At 61.7% G+C, this 19,019-nt stretch carries 14 protein-coding genes; 9 read left to right on the forward strand and 5 right to left on the reverse strand.

The window, feature by feature from the left end:
* Positions 1-7: 7 nt before the first annotated feature.
* Entirely contained in the window at positions 8-994 is a 987-nt protein-coding gene (gene glpX / locus VNC39_RS05265) for a class II fructose-bisphosphatase (protein WP_325396896.1), read from the forward strand.
* Positions 995-1,147: 153 nt separating this feature from the next.
* Here glpX and VNC39_RS05270 read toward each other — a convergent pair whose 3' ends face one another.
* From VNC39_RS05270 to truB, 3 genes are read right to left on the reverse strand one after another with little or no spacing between them, the layout of a single operon-like run.
* The gene (locus VNC39_RS05270) at positions 1,148-1,735 is read right to left on the reverse strand and encodes a cation transporter (RefSeq protein WP_325396898.1); all 588 of its coding nucleotides are present in this window, start codon (positions 1,733-1,735) and stop codon (positions 1,148-1,150) included.
* A gap of 32 nt (positions 1,736-1,767) precedes the next feature.
* The gene (gene rpsO / locus VNC39_RS05275; RefSeq protein ID WP_325396900.1) at positions 1,768-2,037 is read right to left on the reverse strand and encodes a 30S ribosomal protein S15; all 270 of its coding nucleotides are present in this window, start codon (positions 2,035-2,037) and stop codon (positions 1,768-1,770) included.
* 11 nt (positions 2,038-2,048) lie between these two features.
* A complete protein-coding gene (gene truB / locus VNC39_RS05280) occupies positions 2,049-2,984 on the reverse strand; it encodes a tRNA pseudouridine(55) synthase TruB (protein WP_325396902.1) in 936 nt (311 codons plus the stop codon).
* Between the two features lie 206 nt (positions 2,985-3,190).
* On the opposite strand from truB, the gene gyrB reads away from it, so the two are divergent.
* Positions 3,191-5,635: a DNA topoisomerase (ATP-hydrolyzing) subunit B gene (gene gyrB, locus VNC39_RS05285; protein ID WP_325396904.1), complete on the forward strand. Its 2,445-nt coding sequence runs from the start codon at positions 3,191-3,193 to the stop codon at positions 5,633-5,635.
* A 178-nt stretch (positions 5,636-5,813) separates the two neighbouring features.
* On the opposite strand, the gene VNC39_RS05290 is transcribed toward gyrB, so the two are convergent.
* A complete protein-coding gene (locus tag VNC39_RS05290; RefSeq protein ID WP_325396906.1) occupies positions 5,814-6,002 on the reverse strand; it encodes a hypothetical protein in 189 nt (62 codons plus the stop codon).
* Positions 6,003-6,515: 513 nt separating this feature from the next.
* Here VNC39_RS05290 and VNC39_RS05295 point away from each other — a divergent pair.
* Both VNC39_RS05295 and VNC39_RS05300 read left to right on the forward strand, forming a co-directional pair.
* Positions 6,516-8,138 carry a gamma-glutamyltransferase family protein gene (locus VNC39_RS05295; RefSeq protein ID WP_325396908.1) on the forward strand — a complete coding sequence of 541 codons (1,623 nt, stop codon included), beginning with the start codon at positions 6,516-6,518 and terminating at the stop codon, positions 8,136-8,138.
* Positions 8,101-9,042: an ABC transporter substrate-binding protein gene (locus VNC39_RS05300; protein WP_325396910.1), complete on the forward strand. Its 942-nt coding sequence runs from the start codon at positions 8,101-8,103 to the stop codon at positions 9,040-9,042. Before VNC39_RS05295 ends, VNC39_RS05300 begins: the two co-directional genes overlap by 38 nt.
* Positions 9,043-9,354: 312 nt before the next feature.
* On the opposite strand, the gene VNC39_RS05305 is transcribed toward VNC39_RS05300, so the two are convergent.
* Positions 9,355-9,939 carry a TetR/AcrR family transcriptional regulator gene (locus VNC39_RS05305; protein ID WP_325396912.1) on the reverse strand — a complete coding sequence of 195 codons (585 nt, stop codon included), beginning with the start codon at positions 9,937-9,939 and terminating at the stop codon, positions 9,355-9,357.
* A gap of 172 nt (positions 9,940-10,111) precedes the next feature.
* On the opposite strand from VNC39_RS05305, the gene VNC39_RS05310 reads away from it, so the two are divergent.
* The 5 genes from VNC39_RS05310 (at position 10,112) to VNC39_RS05330 (ending at position 18,912) form a co-directional block, all read left to right on the forward strand.
* Entirely contained in the window at positions 10,112-11,353 is a 1,242-nt protein-coding gene (locus tag VNC39_RS05310; protein ID WP_325396914.1) for an efflux RND transporter periplasmic adaptor subunit, read from the forward strand.
* A gap of 20 nt (positions 11,354-11,373) precedes the next feature.
* A complete protein-coding gene (locus tag VNC39_RS05315; RefSeq protein ID WP_325396916.1) occupies positions 11,374-14,520 on the forward strand; it encodes an efflux RND transporter permease subunit in 3,147 nt (1,048 codons plus the stop codon).
* 3 nt (positions 14,521-14,523) lie between these two features.
* Positions 14,524-15,960, forward strand: a complete 1,437-nt coding sequence (locus tag VNC39_RS05320) for an efflux transporter outer membrane subunit (RefSeq protein WP_325396918.1) — start codon at positions 14,524-14,526, stop codon at positions 15,958-15,960.
* Between the two features lie 260 nt (positions 15,961-16,220).
* Positions 16,221-16,682, forward strand: a complete 462-nt coding sequence (locus VNC39_RS05325) for a (2Fe-2S)-binding protein (protein ID WP_325396920.1) — start codon at positions 16,221-16,223, stop codon at positions 16,680-16,682.
* 16 nt (positions 16,683-16,698) lie between these two features.
* Positions 16,699-18,912 (forward strand): xanthine dehydrogenase family protein molybdopterin-binding subunit, encoded by a 2,214-nt coding sequence (locus tag VNC39_RS05330; protein WP_325396922.1) that lies wholly within the window; start codon positions 16,699-16,701, stop codon positions 18,910-18,912.
* Positions 18,913-19,019 lie beyond the last annotated feature (107 nt).

Here is a 19,019-nt window from a genome sequence, read left to right on the forward strand (position 1 = left end):
CCTTGCTATGACCGCACGCCGCCTGGAAGACGTTTCGGACCGTAACCTCGCCCTCGAACTGGTCCGGGTGACCGAGGCCGCGGCCATCGCCGCCTCGCGCTGGATCGGCCGCGGCAAAAAGAACGAAGCCGACGGCGCCGCCGTGGAGGCCATGCGCAAAGCCTTCGACACCGTCGCCATCGACGGCACCGTGGTGATCGGCGAAGGCGAAATGGACGAGGCGCCGATGCTCTATATCGGCGAGAAAGTCGGCCAGGGCGGCCCGGCCATGGACATCGCCGTCGACCCGCTGGAAGGCACCTCGATTACCGCCAAAGGCGGCCCCAACGCCATCGCCACCATCGCCCTGGCCGAGCGGGGCAATTTCCTGCACGCGCCCGATATCTATATGGAAAAGATCGCCGTGGGCGGCGGGCTGCCCGACAATGTCGTGGCGCTCGACGCGCCGGTCGCGGAAAACCTAAAGAATCTGGCCCAGGCGAAGCGCGTGGACATCGCCGAGCTGATGGTCTGCATGCTCGACCGTGACCGCCATGCCGAGATGATCGCGAAAATCCGCGAAGCCGGTGCGCGGATCATGCTGATCGGCGACGGCGACGTGGCCGGCGTGATCGCCGCCTCGCAGCCCAGCACCGGCATCGACATGTATCTCGGCTCCGGCGGCGCGCCGGAAGGCGTGCTCGCCGCCGCCGCGCTGCGCTGCATCGGCGGCCAGATGCAGGGCAAATTGCTGTTCGAGAACCAGGAGCAGATCGACCGCGCCCGCACCATGGGCATCACCGACCCGAACCACATCTATACGATCACCGACATGGCCAAGGGCGACGTGATGTTCGCCGCCACCGGCGTGACCAGCGGCCCGATGCTGCGCGGCGTCCACCGCGCCGGGCACAGCGCGGTGACCCACTCCATCGTCATGCGCAGCAAATCCGGCACCGTGCGCTATGTCGAGGCGCACCATAATTTCGCGAAAAAGAAGAACCTCGCGGAGTAAGACAATAAGTAAGCGCTACTTTTTGTGAACAAAAAGTAGCAAAAAAACTTTGTTATGCTGGACCTGAGGCAGTGTCAGCACCAACGCCCATGGCCCAGCGTAAACAAAAGTTTTTTGCGCCGCTTTTTTTCAAAAAAGCGGGCCGCTTTCTTCCTACGCAGCGCGCCACACGGCGCGCGCCGCATCGGCATTCATGACGGCGATGCCGAGCCCGGCCAGCAGGTCGGGCCAGGCGCTGTGCCAGGCGAAGGCGGTGATGAGCCCGACGGCGATGATCGCCAGATTTGCCAGCACATCGTTGCGGGCGGACAGGAACGCCGCCTTGGTCAGGCCGCCGGCATGATCGCGGTAGCGGGCCAGCAGCAGGGCGGCCGTCAGATTGACCAGGAGCGCGCCGAACGCGGTGAGTGAGAGCGGCACCGGGGCCGGCGGGAGCGGGGCGAAGAATTTCTGCCCGGCGGTCCAGAGCGTGGCGAGACCGGGGACGAGCAGAATCCCGGCCAGGATTCGGGCCAGAATCGCGCGGTTGCGGGCGGACCAGCCCAGCGCCAGCAGGACCAGAAGATTAAGCGCGCTGTCTTCGAGAAAATCGATGCTGTCGGCGAACAGGGACACCGAACCGATCTCCCGCGCCACCGCGAATTCGCACAGGAAATAGCCGAGATTGAGCAGCAGCACCCACCGGATGACGCGGTGCAAAGCGGACGTGGAGAGTTTGGGGCCGGGTGCTGCTGAGTGCATAAAAAAAGCGGAGCCTGAGCTCCGCTTTTCGGTTACCGGCGCAGGCTGAGGCGGCCGATGAGGTCCTGATAGCGCTTGGCGTTCTTGCGCTTCAGATAATCGAGCAACGAACGGCGCTGACCGACCAACACCAGCAGACCGCGACGCGAATGGAAGTCTTTCGCATGCGTCTTCAGGTGCTCGGTGAGGTTGGAGATGCGCTCGGAGAGCAGAGCGACCTGCACTTCCGGGCTGCCGGTGTCGTTGGCAGCGGTGGCGTATTCGGCAATCAGCGCCGTGCGGCGCTCGGGCGTAATCGACATCGTGAGATCCTTCACGAAAATTGTTGAAGCAAGCGCTCCGGTTTCAGCCAGCCTTCGGAAAGGCGGGCCAGCGCCAGAACACGCCCCACCGCCAGAACCCGGACCAGCCCCTCATCGGGATTGGCCTCATCTGGAATCCGCCCCATCAGGTCGACCAGGCTGATCGCCTGGCCTTGGGAAAGGGCATGGGCCTCGCTCGCCGTCAGGGCCAGTGCCGGGATGTCGTCCAGCGCGGTCTCGAGCGGCCGAACGAGTTCGGCAAGAGTGTGGGGCGTATGCGCCGGATCGAGCAGGTTGTCCAGTGAAACCGCCATATTTTCCAGGAACGGGCCGACCCGCAGCCGGCGCAGGACGGAAATATGCCCGACCGTGCCGCAGGCGCGGGCGAGATCGCGGGCGAGCGAGCGCATATACACGCCCTTGCCGGACTCCACCTCGAACTCGGCGATGTCGGGATGCGGCCTTCCGATCAGCTCGAACCGGTCAACCTGCGCCGGGCGCGGCGGCAGATCCGGCGGGGCGCCGGCGCGGGCCAGGTCGTAGGCGCGCTCGCCCTCGACCTTGATGGCCGAGAAAGCGGGGGGGATCTGCATGATGAGGCCTCGGAAGGCGGGCAGCGCGGCGCGGATTTCCTCATCGGTCGGGCGCACATCGCTGGTTGCGGTCACGGCGCCCTCGGCGTCGTCGGTGTCGCGGGCCTCGCCGAAGGTGATGGTGAAATGGTAGCGCTTGGAGCCGTCCATCACATAGGGCACGGTTTTCGTGGCATTGCCGAGCGCGATCGGCAGGATGCCGGTCGCCAGCGGGTCCAGCGTGCCGCCATGCCCGGCCTTCTGCGCGTCGAGCGCGCGTTTCACTTTATTGACCGCCTGCGTGCTGGTGATCCCCTGCGGTTTGTCGAGAATCAGCCAGCCATCGATTTTGCGGCCGCGCTTTTGCCGAGCCATATCCAGTCCATTCGAAATTGAAAGCCGGCTGATAGCGAAAGCCGCGCGGAAGCGAAAGCCGCGCCGGGCCGGAAGCCAACAATTCGTTGTAAAGAACCGCCGGCGCGCCGCCCCTGCCCCCGCCGCGCGGTAGCTCCGATTAGGTTTCCGCAAACATTTAAGCTATAAAAAGTGGTATTGCTGACGATTCTGGAGCCTCCGCTTTTATGTCCGAGTCCACCCCGCCGAACCCGTCCGACACCGCCACGCCTGAAGCTTACGACGCCGCCTCGATCAGCGTCTTGAAGGGGTTGGATGCGGTCCGCAAACGACCGGGCATGTATATCGGCGACACCGATGACGGCTCGGGCCTGCACCATATGGGCTTCGAGATCATCGACAACGCGGTGGACGAAGCCCAGGCCGGCTATGCCACGACGGTGGAAGCGGTGCTGAACGGCGACGGCAGCATGACCGTACGCGACGACGGCCGCGGCATCCCGACCGACATTCATGCCGAGGAAGGCATTTCCGCCGCCGAGGTGGTGCTGACCAAGCTGCATGCCGGAGGCAAATTCAACCAGAACTCCTACAAGGTATCGGGCGGCCTGCACGGAGTCGGCGCGGCCGTGGTGAACGCGCTGTCGGAATGGATGGAAGTGCGGATCTGGCGCAATGGCGCGGAGCATTTCATCCGGTTCCAGCACGGCGAAACCCAGGCGCCGCTGGCGCTGGTCGGCCCGTCGGAGCATCGGGTCGGCACCGAAGTGACGTTCAAGCCCTCGGCCGCCACGTTCAGCCATGTCGAATTCGATTATGGCGTGTTCGAGCGCCGGCTGCGCGAACTGGCCTTCCTCAACTCCGGCCTGAGCATCATTTTGCGTGACGAGCGGCACGAGCCGTTCCAGGAAGCGAAATTCTGCTACCAGGGCGGCGTGAAGGAATTCGCCGTCTGGCTGGACCGGGCGAAAACCTCGATCCTGCCGGCGCCGATCACCGCCAACGCGGACGCCCCGGAGAGCGGCATCAAGGTGGAATTCGCGCTGACCTGGAACGATTCCTACCACGAGACGATGCTCTGCTTCACCAACAACATTCCGCAGCGCGACGGCGGCACGCATATGGCCGGGTTCCGCGCCGCGTTGACCCGCATCGTGTCGCGCTACGCGCAGAGCCTGAGCAAGAAGGAGAACATGGATTTCTCCGGCGAGGACATGCGCGAAGGGCTGACCGCCGTGCTCTCGGTGAAAGTGCCGGACCCGAAATTCTCTTCGCAGACCAAGGACAAGCTGATCAGTTCCGAGGTGCAGCCGGTGGTGCAGGCGGCGGTGGCCGATGCGCTCGGCCACTGGTTCGAGACGCATCCAAAGGAAGCGAAGAACATCGTGCAGAAGGTGATGGACGCCGCGGCCGCGCGCGAAGCGGCGCGCAAGGCGCGCGAGCTGACCCGCCGCAAGGGCGTGCTCGACATCTCCTCCCTGCCCGGCAAGCTGGCGGACTGCCAGGAGCGCGACCCGGCCAAGTGCGAATTGTTCCTGGTCGAGGGTGACTCCGCAGGCGGCTCCGCCAAACAAGGGCGTGACCGGAAATTCCAGGCGATCCTGCCGCTGAAAGGCAAGATCCTGAACGTGGAGCGCGCGCGCTTCGACAAGATGCTGGGCAGCCAGGAGATCGGCACGCTGATCACCGCGCTCGGCACGGGCATCGGCCAGGGCGAGCCGGAGCAAGGCGGGTTCGACGCCACCAAGCTGCGCTATCACCGCATCGTCATCATGACGGACGCGGACGTGGACGGCTCGCATATCCGCACGCTGCTGCTGACCTTCTTCTACCGGCAGATGCCCAAGCTGATCGAGCAAGGCTATCTCTATATCGCGCAGCCGCCGCTTTACCGCGCCAAGCGCGGCAATGACGAGCGTTATCTCAAGGATGACGAAGCGCTGGAATCCTATCTGCTGGAGCGCGCGCTTGGCGAGGCGTCGCTGCAGGCGGCGGGCGGGCGGGTTTTCGCCGGCGACGAACTGCGCGGCGAGATGACCTGGCTCGGCCAGGTGGTGCACCGGCTGCAAGCGCTCTCGCGCCTGCTGCCGGTGATGTATCTGGAGCAGATGGCGATGGCCGGCATGCTGGCGCCGGACGCGCTGGGCCAGCCGGAGCGCGACCAGGCGCTGGCGGCACGGCTGAACGGCAACGCGCCGGTGGCAGAGCGTGGCTGGGTGGTGACGTCGAACGCGTCGGGCGTGACGCTCGGCCGCATGGTGCGCGGTGTGGCGGAACGCTACACGGTGGACGCCGCGGTCCTGCGCACGACCGAGGCGCGCTATCTCGCCGAACGCGCCGCGCACTTGGCCGCTCTGTTCAGCGCTGACACCACGTTGACCCTGGATAACGCCATCAAGCCGGTGCACGGCCCGGCGGCCTTGTGGGAAACGATGCTGGGTCATGGCCGCAAGGGCCTGACCATCAACCGCTTCAAAGGGCTGGGGGAGATGAACCCGGAACAGCTCTGGAAGACCACGCTGGACCCCGAGGCGCGCCGGCTGCTGCAAGTCAAGATCGCCGATGCCGAGGATACCGACCAGATTTTCACGACCCTGATGGGCGACATCGTCGAACCGCGGCGTGAATTCATCGTGAGCAACGCACTGAAAGTGGCGAACCTGGATACGTAACACCCTGTTTGTTAGCGGAAGCAATTCATGGGATTTTTACCCATATCGCGGGATTAATTCACTCATAAAATGGGTTCTCATGAGTCTGCAGCACTGTACCCGCGTTTTGCCTGCTTCGGCGACGGACCGAACGAAATCCAAGCTATGAGAATGGCTTGGATTTTTTGATGAGCACCCCTCAGATTATTTTAAAATCATCGGACCATTGAAGATCAAGCATGGTGATGAAGGCTCCGGGATAAAGGTCAAAGAGAAGCAAAGTCTCAGCTCCTTCATAGCCACGTTCACGGAAGACAGGCACGGCCTGGGATAAAACCGCTTCCATGTCGAAGGTGACGCCGGCTGGTCCTCCGTGCAAGAGCGCCAAGTGGGGGCTCGGATCGCCCCCTTCCGCTGTCGGGACGGCTACACGATCCATCCGCGCACCCAATGGGTGGGACGGTACCGCACGGCGAAACGCAACTCCGGCCATGCTGTAGCGATCGTCGCAACGGCGCGTGCGGCCGGGTGCGCACGTTGGACGCCGGCAAGAACGCCGGCTTTCGCAGCGGCGATCCACAGAAATGCCCGCGGCCCAACAAAAATGACTGTCAATCAGCTAACGTCTGGTTTCCCGCAGATACCATCTGGGTCGCCGCTGCCATAACATGTCAACCTTCGACATTATTCGCCTAGACGGTATGCATCGAGTATCGCTTTTGACAAATTATGAGCAAACGGCGTGCTAAAGGTCGCGAATGTATCACCGCGGCCATGTCGGCCATATACGGGCGGCACATGTTTTCATCAAACTAAGCTTGGCACCAAAATTGCTAACAATAAATTCTCGCTTAGCAATAACCCTAGCGTCTCTATCAATGGCGCCTCCCGGAGTTGATGAATGTCTTTCAATTGGCAGAATCCTTATCCGACTGTGCGCATGCCCGTGATGGCGCGCAATGTTGTCGCGACCTCGCAGCCATTGGCCGCTCAGGCTGGGCTCCGCATCCTGTCGCAGGGAGGAAACGCCGTCGACGCGGCGATTGCGGCGGCCGCGATGCTGACGATCGTCGAGCCGGTTTCGAACGGTCTTGGCAGCGACGCGTTTGCGCTCCTTTGGGATGGGAAGGAACTTGTCGGACTAAATGCTTCCGGTACCGCACCCGTGGCTTGGAGCCCTGATTACTTCAGGCGTAAATATGGCGAAGATGGCAATGGCCATGCCGTTCATCCGGCGCGAGGGTGGGATGCCGCAACTGTGCCGGGTGCTATTGCGGCGTGGAGCGCGCTGCACGGGCGGTTTGGACGGCTTTCCCTCGGTGATATTTTACAGCCCGCGATCGAGATCGCGGAACGCGGTTATGCAGTAACGCCGGTTGTTGGGCATAAATGGATTGCCAATGCGCCGCCAGTGTCCGCTCAACCCGGCTTCGCAGAAACATTCATGCCATATGGTCGTGTACCGGCTATCGGCGAGAGGTTCGTATTCAAGACCGCCGCTGCCACGCTGCGCGCTCTCGTCAAGAACGGCCTGCGCAGTTTTTACGAAGGTGAATTAGCCGAAAAGATCGCTACCTTCAGCTCAGAGTGCGGCGGCGCTATGACGTACGCGGACCTTGCGGGTTACCAGCCGGAATGGGTGACGCCAATTTCCAAACGCTATCGGGGCTATGACGTGCATGAGTTGCCTCCAAATGGGCAGGGAATTGCTGCGTTGATCGCGCTTGGCATCCTCAATAATTTTGATCTGGAAAGTCTGCCAGTGGACGGCGTAGAGTCTCAGCACCTTCAGATCGAGGCAATGAAGCTCGCTTTTTCTGATGTCTACCGGTACGTCGCCGATCCACGCGCAATGGAGGTGTCCCCCGGCGACATGCTTGACGAGAATTATCTGGCGGAGCGGGCGAGACTTATCGATCGCACAAGGGCGCAAACACCGACCTTCGGCATGCCTCGCACTGGCGGGACGATTTACCTAACGGCAGCGGATGAGAGCGGTATGATGGTCTCATTCATCCAGTCGAATTATCGCGGATTTGGATCTGGAATTGTCGTGCCAGGCACCGGCATCAGTTTGCAGAACCGTGGCTATGGATTTTCAATGGATCCGTGCTCACCCAACATGGTTGCAGGCGGCAAGCGGCCATTCCATACCATCATCCCGGCTTTTCTGACAAAGGACGGTTCGCCCGTTATGAGCTTTGGTGTGATGGGCGGCGACATGCAACCGCAGGGGCATTTGCAGACCCTCGTGCATATGCTGGACTACAAACAGCAACCTCAAGCAGCCTGCGATGCGCCGAGGTGGAAAGTCAATCGTGACTTCACGCTCGATGTCGAAGCGACGATGCGATCCGATACCGTGCAGGCGCTGGAAGAGCGGGGCCACCGTTTAAAGTCCGTGGAAGATCCGTACATGGACTTCGGATCCGGGCAGTTCATATGGCGCCTGTCGGAAAATCTCGAAGACGGTTACGTTGCCGCCAGTGACAGCCGCCGCGACGGCCATGCCGCGGCGTTCTGACGTCGGCGAAATCATCGCTCACAATAACACCTTCGATACGATCATTGAACCTCGAATCCTGCAGGATTACCAAATGAAGATCAAAGCCGTCAAAACGTGTAAAATCTCTAGAGTTGTCGTCGGCCTGTCGTTGTTATTTCTGAGCTTATGCGCGTCTGCCAAAGCAGACGCCACTTCCCTTCCCCCCTCCATACTGGCGACCAAGACGATCACCTTCTGCAGCGCGATGACGCAACCGCCCTTTGAATTCTACGACAAGAAACTGAAGCCTGAAGGTGTTGACATTGAAATGGGAGAATTACTGGCGTCCCAGTTGGGACTGTCCGTAAAATGGATCAACGTACCTTTTGCCGGCGTAATTCCGGCTTTGCTCGCCAAACATTGCGATGCTGTCTTATCGGGTCTCAACATCACCCCGAACCGCCTTCAAATGGTCGATATGGTTCCGTATCGCTTTGCGGGAAGCACGGTTTTGCTCAAAGCTGGGGCCCCGAAGCTGCCAGGCGTGGAAGCGCTGACGGGAAAGAAAGTGGCCGTCGTTACGGGAACGGCCGCGTCCCTTGTGTTGTCCCAGACCAACGACGCGCTCCTCAAAGAGGGCAAGAGCCCAATCACCCTTGTAACTTTTTCCGATAACGCCACGGCATTACAGCAACTGCAATTTGGACAAGTTGATGCGTTCGGCGTGGCTTACGAAACAGCCACTTATTACGATCAAATCGACCCGGGACAATTTGAATTTGGGGTACCGATTTTCCACAAAGTGCGGGATGGGATTGCTGTACGTAAGGATGATACCGGCCTTAGGTTGGCGCTTGCCAGTGCCCTGTCCGCGGTCATGAAGAACAATAGCTATAATACCATCTATCAAAAATGGCATATTGGATTCGATGTTTTAAATTAACGGCGTTGTTCGGCTCATCATTTTGTTTGAGCCGAAGCGACCTCTTTGTGCTGTCCGCGAGGTGCCAGGTGGACTCAAAGGCACCGGCACAGCGCAGGAGAGTGTCCGGCTGATGAGCCGGAACCGATAAACGACGTCGGCTCGTTCCAAGCGGCGGACGCGATGTTTCGCGGCGCGCTAGAGCGCGATGACTTTAAGTCGAACCATTTCATGGTTCGACTTAAAGTCTGAATCGCCCTCTAGCTTATATCTAGAGGCGGATTCAGATTTTAGAGCGGATCGCGACGCGATTCGATCTAAAATCATCCGACTCTAGGGGCAGACGCCGTGCAGGAAGACATCGATACAGGTGTGAATATGAGCGCGCCTCCGCTCCACGCTGGGCCACTCCAGATCACCGATATTTCTTATCGTGATGGCGCCGAACACCATATCGATCAGCAGTTGAGCCAGCGCCATCATGTCTCCGGCTTTGAGCCTCCCGCGTGCGCCTTGCCGCGTCAGCCAGTCCGCCAGTTCCGCCCGCGAAACTTCTAAACCATGGCGTTTCAAAATATCCGAAAGCTCGGGAAAGTGCCGCCCTTCCACGATCACGAGCCGCAAGATTTCGATGCGTTCCTGCTCGGTCTCCTCGCGGTCGACCATGAAAATGCGCGCCAGTGAATCGGCCAGCGGCAGGTCGTCGTCATCGCGCGGTAGATCGAGACATTTCTGGGTAAGGGCGGAGACCACGGCGGCGAATAGGGCGGCCTTGCCGGGGAACAGCCGGTACAAGGTCTGCTTTGAAATTTTACATTCCGCGGCGATGTCGTCCGTCGTCGTCGCGCCGTAACCTTTCTGGACAAAAAGCCGCCGCGCATTACCTACGATCATGCAGCATTGCGCGTCATCAGGCATGCATTTCGGCCGCCCACGGGCGCGCACCTTTGCATCCGACATCTCATTCATCTCCCCTGTTTTCGAACTTGGCACCTTGGATGCTCTCTGCGCGGCGCACTTGACAATGGCGCCCCCCCTTCCAATAACGGTACTATTAGGTACTGTAAATATGTTTGTGAGGGTGAATTCTATGTCGACCCCTGCCGCGCCGTCTGGCGGCCCGATTGTTTCCGTCTTTCACCCCGCTGACAAAAAAACGCACTGGATCCACCCTTGGTCTGGGCGGAATGGCGCCATTGCGGCGGCCAGTCTGGCGGCGCTCGTGCTCGTCTCGGGCTGCAGCAAAAAGCAGACGCCTCCGGCCACGGCATTGCCGCAGGTGGGCGTGATCACGGTGCATACCCAGCCGGTGGCGCGCATCACGGATCTGCCGGGCCGCACTTCGGCGGTGTTGACCTCCGAAATCCGCCCGCAGGTCAGCGGCGTGATTTTGAAGCGGCTGTTTGCGGAAGGCAGTGATGTCAAGGCCGGCCAACCGCTCTACCAAATCGACCCCGCGACCTATCAGGCAAGCTATGACAGCGCCGAGGCCACGCTAAAACATGCCCAGGCCGCGCTGGCCACCGACCGGGCCAAGGCCGCGCGCTATAAGCCCCTGGCCGCCGCGCAGGCCGTAAGCGAACAGGATTACGACGACGCCGTGGCTGCCACGCTTGAGGATGAGGCGGACATCGCCTCCGCCAAAGCAGCGCTCGATCAGGCGCAGATCAATCTGCAATACACGAGAATGTACGCGCCGATTTCCGGCACGATCGGCGCTTCCTCGGTCACGCCGGGGGCGCTGGTGACCGCGGATCAGGCCACGGCGCTGGCCACCGTCACGCAACTCGACCCGATCTATGTCGACGTCAATGAATCCTCGGCCACTTGGCTGCGCCTGAAGCAGGAACAGGATTCCGGCCAGTTCGAAAGGCAGGGCGCTGGCGCGGCGAAAGTCTCGCTTATGCTCGAAGACGGCAGCACCTATCCGCTCACCGGCAAGCTGCAATTCTCCCAGGTAAATGTGGATGAGATGACCGGAACGGTGCTGGTGCGTGCCATTTTCTCCAACCCGAACCATTTGCTGCTGCCCGGCATGTATGTGCATGCGAAGCTCGAGGAAGGTGTCAACAAGAATGGCATCCTGATCCCGCAGCAGGCGGTTTCGCATGATACCCGTGGCGATGCGACGGTGTTGCTGGTGGGTGCCAAGAACATGGTCTCGCAGCGCGTGATCCAGATCGGCGGCAATGTCGGCAGTGACTGGATCATCACCGGTGGTCTGCAACCGGGTGACAAGGTGATCGTGGACGGTCTGCTGAACGCAGCCCCCGGCCAAGCGGTTTCGTCGGTCGATGAGACCCGGTCCTTCGTCGTTTCCAGCGCCAATTAAGCAAAAGGCCTCATCAAGCTATGTCTCGCTTTTTTATCGACAGGCCGATTTTTGCCTGGGTTCTGGCGCTTGTCGTGATGTTGGCCGGTGCGATCTCGATTTTGCAGCTGCCGATCTCGCAATATCCCATGATCGCGCCAACGCAGATTTCCATCACCACCACCTATGCGGGCGCTTCGGCGCAAACCGTCGCCGATACCGTGGTGCGGCCGATCCTGCAGCAGATGACGGGTTTGGACGGGCTCGAATATGTCGACGCGACCTCGGAATCCGACGGTTCGATGACCATCGACCTGACCTTCAAGCAAGGGACGGATCCGGACATCGCTCAGGTGCAGGTCCAGAACAAGCTTTCTTTGGCCGAGGCGACATTACCGAGCGAAGTCCTTAGTGCTGGGCTCGATGTCGAGAAAGCGACGAAGGACTATATGATGTTCTTCGCGCTGGTCTCCACCGATGGGCGGATGACTCATGCGGACATTGGCGACTACATTGCTTCGAACATGGAGGACCCGGTCGCCAGCATTCCTGGCGTGGGCGACTACACGCTGTTCGGCTCCGAATATGCCATGCGCATCTGGCTGAAGCCGGGCCAGCTCTACAAATACGGGCTCACGGTCGGCGATGTGGCAAACGCGATCGCGGCGCAGAACGTGACGATCCCGGCCGGCGAGCTCGGCGACCTGCCCGCCAATCCCGGCCAACGCCTGGATGCGACGATGATCGGGCCGAGCCAGTTCAACACCCCGGCGCAGTTCGCCAATATCCTGCTCAAGGTCGAGCCCAGCGGTGCGCAGGTCCATCTGGGCGACGTGGCAAAAATTGAGCTCGGGCCGCAAAGCTACGCGATCAACGCGCTCTTTAACGGCCATCCGGCTGCCGCCATGGGCCTCCAGCTAACGCCGGGGGCAAATCAGCTCGATGTGGAAAAGGCCGTCAAGGCGGAACTGTCGAAGCTTCAGGCCAGGCTGCCGCCCGGCCTGAAAATGGTCTATCCCTATGATACCCAGCCTTACATCACCCTCTCGCTCGAGGAGGTGTTTAAGACCCTGCTTGAAGCCATCGCCCTCGTCTTCGTGGTGATGCTGATCTTCCTGCAGAATTTCCGCGCCACGCTGATCCCCACCATCGCCGTGCCGGTGGTGCTGCTCGGCACGTTCGGGATTCTCTCCGCGCTCGGCTATTCCATCAACACGCTGACCATGCTGGCCATGGTGCTCGCCGTCGGCCTGCTGGTGGATGATGCGATCGTCGTGGTGGAGAATGTCGACAGGCTGATGCATGAGCGCGGCCTGCCGGCGAAGGAAGCGGCGCGGCAATCGATGGATGAAATTTCCAGCGCGCTGATCGGCATTGCTTTGGTGCTGTCCGCCGTGTTCCTGCCGATGAGCTTCTTCGGCGGTTCGGCCGGCGTCATCTACCGCCAGTTCTCGATCACCATCGTTTCGGCGATGGGGCTCTCGATCCTGACCGCGTTGATTTTTACCCCGGCTTTATGCGCCACGCTGCTCCGCCCGCCGGCACCCGGCGGTCTGCATGATATGCGCGTCTTCAAATGGTTCAACCGCGGCTTGGATTCGACGCGCGAGGGCTATCTGAGCGGCGTCGGCAAGATGACCAAACGCCGCCGCGTCTCCATGCTCGGCTTCCTCGTGATTACCCTGGCCATGGTGTACCTGTTCAGCCGCGTGCCCGCGGGCTTCCTGCCCAATGAGGATCAGGGCCTGCTGCTCGGCCAGGTGACGTTGCCGGATGGCTCGACCGCCGAACAGACCGAAAAGCTGAACCGTGAGGTTCAACAATATGTCGAGAAGACCGAATCGAAGAACGTGCAATCCGTGTTCACGGTTTCCGGCTTCAGCTTCGCCGGCCGGGCACAAAGCCAAGGCTTCCTGGTGTTGCTGATGAAGCCCTGGGCCGATCGCCCGGATCCCTCGCAATCGGTTGGCGCCGTCGCGGCGCGCGTGATGCAGCATTTTGCCAATAGCCGGGAAGGCCAGGTCTTCCTGCTGCAACCGCCCCCGGTGCTGGAACTGGGCAATGCCTCCGGCTTCGACTTCGAGCTTGAGAATATCGGGAATCTGAGCGATGCGGATTTTTACGCCGCGCGCAACAAGTTCCTGGCTCTGGCCGCCAAAGATCCGCTGCTCGTCGCCGTGCGCCCGAACGGTTTGGGCGAGGCCCCTCAATACAAGCTGCATGTCGACCGCGAAAAGGCTTCCGCCCTTGGCCTGTCGATCGGCAATGTCGACACCACGATCGAAGGCGCGCTGGCCTCGGAATATATCGACCAGTTCATTCGCGATGGCCGCGTGAAGGACGTCTATATCCAGGGCGAGGCGGATGCGCGCATGCAACCGAGCGACCTCGCGAAATGGTATGTCCGCAACAACGCCGGCGGCATGGTGCCGTTCGACTCTTTCATGACCGGCAGTTGGACGGTCGGGCCGCAGGCTGTGGAAATTTATAACGGCGACGCGGCTTATGAGATCCAAGGGGAGCCGGCGCCCGGTGTGAGCAGCGGTGCGGCAATGGCCGAGATTGAGAAGCTCGCCGCCGAGATGCCCGCCGGGGTTGGCATGGAATGGACCGGGATTTCCTTCGAGCAGGTGCAAGCCGGTTCGCAGACCGGCGCGCTGTACGGCATCTCGGTGATTTTCGTACTGCTCTGCCTCGCGGCTTTGTATGAAAGCTGGTCCATCCCCGTGGCGGTGATGCTGGTCGTGCCGCTCGGCATCATCGGCGCGGTGATCGCCAACCTGGTGCGCGGCATCGATAATGACGTGTATTTTCAGATCGGCCTGCTGACGACGATGGGTCTTGCGGTAAAGAACGCCATTCTGATCGTCGAGTTCGCCCGCGACTTCTTCGAGAAAGGCGAAAGCCTGGTCGAGGCGGCACTGCATGCGGGGCGGGAACGTTTGCGGCCGATCCTGATGACCTCGATCGCCTTCATTTGCGGTACCTTTCCGCTCGCCATTGCCACCGGTGCGGGGGCTGGGGCCCGCACCGCAATCGGCACGGCGGTGGTCGGCGGCATGGTCAGCGCGACCGTGCTGGCGGTTTTCTTCGTGCCCTTGTTCTTCGTTGTCGTGCTTACACTAACCAGGGTGAAGCGCCGCTCGGAACGAAATCCGGTCCTAACGGCCACCGCGCGGGAGCACTGAACCATGCGCCATTCCCTTGCCACCACGGCGCTGCTTGGCTTGCTTTCGGGCTGCTCGCTGATCCCCGTTTATAAGCGCCCCGCTTTACCGGTCTCCCCGGAATGGCCGGCCAGTGCCGGACCCGCCGGGAGCGGCACTGCGGCGGCCGATATAGGCTGGCGAAATTTCTTTTGTGACCCCGCCTTGCAAGGGCTGATCGCGCTCAGCCTCGCCAATAACCGGGATTTGCGGGTCGCCACGCTGAACGTGCAGGCGGCACAGGCGCAATACCGCGTCGACCGCGCCAATTTGTTTCCGATGGTTGATGCGACCGCCGGGCGGAATGTCTACCATACCCCTGCGGATGTTATGGGCACAGCCACCCCGCTGAATTATCGCGACTATAGCCTGGGCGTTGGCGCGGTTTCATGGGAGCTCGATTTGTTCGGCAAAATCCGCAGCCAGGCGAAAGCCGCGCACGAGACCTATCTCAGCGACGCGGACACGGCGCTCAGCACGCAAATCATGCTCGTCGCCGAGGTCAGCTCGGAATATTATACGTGGCTGGCAGATCGGGAATCGTTGCAGATCTCGCAGGACACGATGGCGGTGCAGGCGCATTCCTTGCAACTGACGCAAATGTCGGCGACCCATGGCATCGATACGGCGATGGATGTTGCCCAAGCGCAAACCACGCTCGACACGGCCCAGGCCATGGTGGCGCTCTACACGCGCCAAGTGGCCGAGGACATGGACGAGCTGGTGCTGCTGGCCGGCGCGCCGATCCCCCATGGGTTGCTTGCGCAGATGAGTGCGGTCCCGGGGCTGGATGCGTCTCCGGCATTGCCTGACCTGCCGGCGGGCTTGCCTTCCGACCTGCTGGAACGGCGGCCTGACATCCGTTCGGCCGAGCATGTGTTGCTTGCCGCCAACGCCAATATCGGCGCCGCGCGCGCGGCGTTTTTCCCCTCCATCACCATTACGGCCAACGGAGGCACCGCCAGTTCCGGGCTTAATCATCTGTTTGGCCCGGCGTCGGGGTCCTGGCTGTTTGACCCTTCGATCACCGTGCCGATCTTCGCCGCGGGCCAGAACATCGCCAATCTCGATATGGCCAGGGTCGAAAGGAATATTGAAATCGCGGCATACGAAAAAACGATCCAGTCGGCCTTCCATGACGTTGCCGATGCGTTGAATGCCCGCGGGACCTATGTCGCGCAGGTGCAGGCGCAGCAGAATCTGGTGGATGCCGACAGCCGCTATTACCAGCTCGCCGATATGCGCTTTCGAGCCGGCGTGGATAATTACCTCAATGTTCTGGTGGCGGAAAATGCCTTGTTCAGTGCCCGGCTCACTTTGGTCAGCCTGAAGCTCGCAGCACAGCAGAATAGCCTTACGCTCTACAAAGCGCTGGGCGGAGGGTGGCAGGAGACGTCTGCGCCGGCACCAGCTTTGCCTTAATGGGTCTGGGGTGCCGCGCCCTCGGCGCGCCTGCCTGACCGCCAAGTACGAAACCAGCCAGGCACCGAGTGCCTGGCTTCGTCATATCGGGCCCTCAAAAGCACGATCCGCTCCCCGCCAACGGCGCACAAAAGCAACCGGCCGGGGTTTTTGGGACTACCTCACATGCGCAGTATGCGCCCCTGAACGTCATTGACGACCTTGATCAATTGATAGGTTTTAATGCAGGTTGGCTGTCATAATTGTGGGAGTGCCTAAGAATGCCGACAGAGACTCTAACCGTGAATGGCAAGGTTCATCACATCGAAATCGATGACCCGAGCACCCCCTTGCTCTATGTGCTGCGTGACCATCTACATTTGCACGGTCCCCGCTTCGGCTGCGGCATGGCGGAATGCGGTGCCTGCACCGTGCACATCGATGGCCAGGCGACCCGCTCCTGCGTGTATCCGCTCTCGGCCGTCGGCACGAGCAAGGTGGTGACGCTGGAAGGGCTCGGCACGCCGGAGCATCCGCATCCGCTGCAGACCTCGTTCGTGGAAGAGCAAGCTGCACAATGCGGCTACTGCATCAACGGCATGATCATGCAGTCCGCGTCGTTCCTTGCGCAGAACCCGCATCCGACGGAGCATGACGTCAAGGAGGCCTTGGCGAACAATCTCTGCAAATGTGGCACGCACGCGCGGATCGTCCGCGCGGTCATGCGCGCGTCAGTAAGCTAACGAAGGAAACGCAGACATGAACGCCACTATCAGCCGCCGCCGCCTGGCGCAGGCCGCCGCAGGTCTCGTCGTCAGCTTTTCCCTGCCCGCCGGCCGCGCGCTGGCACAGGTTAATGCCGCCGCCATCCCCACCGCCGGCTTTGGCGGCAAGCCGATCTCCCCGACCATCGTCGAGAGCTACATCGCCATCGACCGGCGTGGCCGGGTCACGCTCTATGCCGGCAAGGTCGATCTCGGCACCGGCGTGCAGACCGCCTTCATGCAGATCCTCGCCGAGGAACTCGATGTGCCGTTCTCCGCGGTGACGATGATCCAGGGCGACACCGCGCTTACCCCGGACCAGGGCCCGACCAATGGCAGCATGTCGGTGCAGGCCGGCGGCATGCAGGTCCGTCATGCCGCCGCGACTGCGCGTCGCGAATTGCTAACGCTCGCCGCGAGCCACCTGAAGGCGCCGGTTTCGGCGTTGAGCGTCAAGGACGGCGTGGTGCGTGCCGCCGCCGGCGGTTCGGTCACCTATGGCGAACTGCTGCCCGCCTGGAAGCCGCTCACGCTCAATGTGGACAATGCCGCGCCGCTGAAATCGCCCGCGGATTACACCATCGTCGGTAAATCCGTGCCGCGCGTGGACATTCCGCCAAAAATTTTCGCGACCTTCACCTATGTGCAGGATTTTCGCCTTCCCGGCATGCTGCATGGCCGGGTGATCCGTCCGCCCGCGGTGGGCGCGACCTTGCTCTCGGTCGACCACAGCTCGGTGCCGGCCTCGGTGCAGATCGTGCGCAAGGGCAATTTCCTGGCGGTTGCCGCCCCCGATGAGTGGGCGGCGATCAAGGCCGCGCGGTCGTTGAAGGCGACCTGGTCGGATGTGCAGAACCTGCCGGACCAGGACAAGCTCTATGATTATGTGCGCAGCACCCAGGTGGCGCGCGACCAGGTGTCGAGCGCGGTCGGCGATGTCGACTCCGCCCTTGCGGCCGCGCCGCGCAAGCTGAAGGCGACCTACGAGATCGCAATCCAGACCCATGGCTCGATCGGCCCGTCCTGCTCGGTGGCGGCGATGGAAGATGGGGTGATGACGTTGTGGACGCCCGCGCAGTCGAGCCACAATCTGCGCAAGCAGCTGGCGGCAATGCTGAACATGAAGCCGGAAAATGTGCGGTGCATCTATATCGCCGGCGCCGGCTGCTATGGCCGCAACGGCTTCGAGGATGTGGGCGCCGATGCCGCGCTGATGGCGCAGGCGCTGGGCAAGCCGGTGCGCGTGCAGTGGATGCGCCAGGACGAGCATGGGTGGGACCCGAAATCGCCGCCGACGGTGATCGACATGGAAGCCGGGCTCGATGCCTCGGGCAAGGTGCAGGCCTGGAATGCCCTGTTCTGGTATCCGGACACGACGGGGAATGGGAATGTCACGCTGCTGGGCGCCGACCTTGCCGGTTTACCGAGCGATGGCGGGATGAATCCGGGGGGTATTCTCAACAATACGCAGATCCCGTACCGCTTCCCGAACATCAAGACGACGGCGCGTCGGCTTGCCAGCACGCCGCTGCGGCCGGGCTGGCTGCGCACGCCCGGGCGGATGCAGAACAGCTTCGCCAACGAGTCGTTCCTGGATGAGATCGCCGTGGCATCCGGCGTCGATCCGCTGGATCTGCGCCTGCAGACGATGATGGACGATCCGCGCGGTATTGCGACGCTGCAGCGGGTCGCGGATATATCCGGCTGGCGCCATCGGCCGAAAGCCGACCCGCATGCCGCGATCGCCACCGGCTACGGCCTCTCCTATCTCAAATACGAGATGGATCGCACCTATGTGGCGGCCGTGGCGGAAGTCGCCGTGGACCGTTCCAGCGGCGCGGTGCAGGTGAAGCGGTTCTTCATCGTTCAGGATTGCGGCCAGGTGATCAACCCGGACGGAACGCGCAACCAGATCGAGGGCAATGTGATCCAGACGTTGAGCCGCACGATGAAGGAGCGTGTGACTTTCGACCGGCGCATGGTGACGAGCCTCGACTGGTCGACCTATTCGATCATCACTTTCCCGGAAATTCCGGAGATTGTGATCGATCTGATCGATCGTCCGGACAGTCCGCCTTGGGGCGTCGGCGAGGCCACCACCGCGGTGGTGCCGCCGGCCGTCTCGAATGCGATTTTCGCCGCGACCGGCGGGCGCGTGCGCTCCATGCCGTTCACCCCGGATGTCGTGAAGGCGGCAATCCCGGCGTGATGTTCTGACCTCGCTTCCGGCGGCGCTGCCGCCGGAAGCGAGGTCAATGTGAAAAAAAGTGCTGTGGCCTTTTTTTGAGAAGGACACAGCACCGTTTCTTACACCGC

The sequence above is a fragment of the Acidocella sp. genome, from assembly GCF_035535915.1.
Taxonomy (GTDB): domain Bacteria; phylum Pseudomonadota; class Alphaproteobacteria; order Acetobacterales; family Acetobacteraceae; genus Acidocella.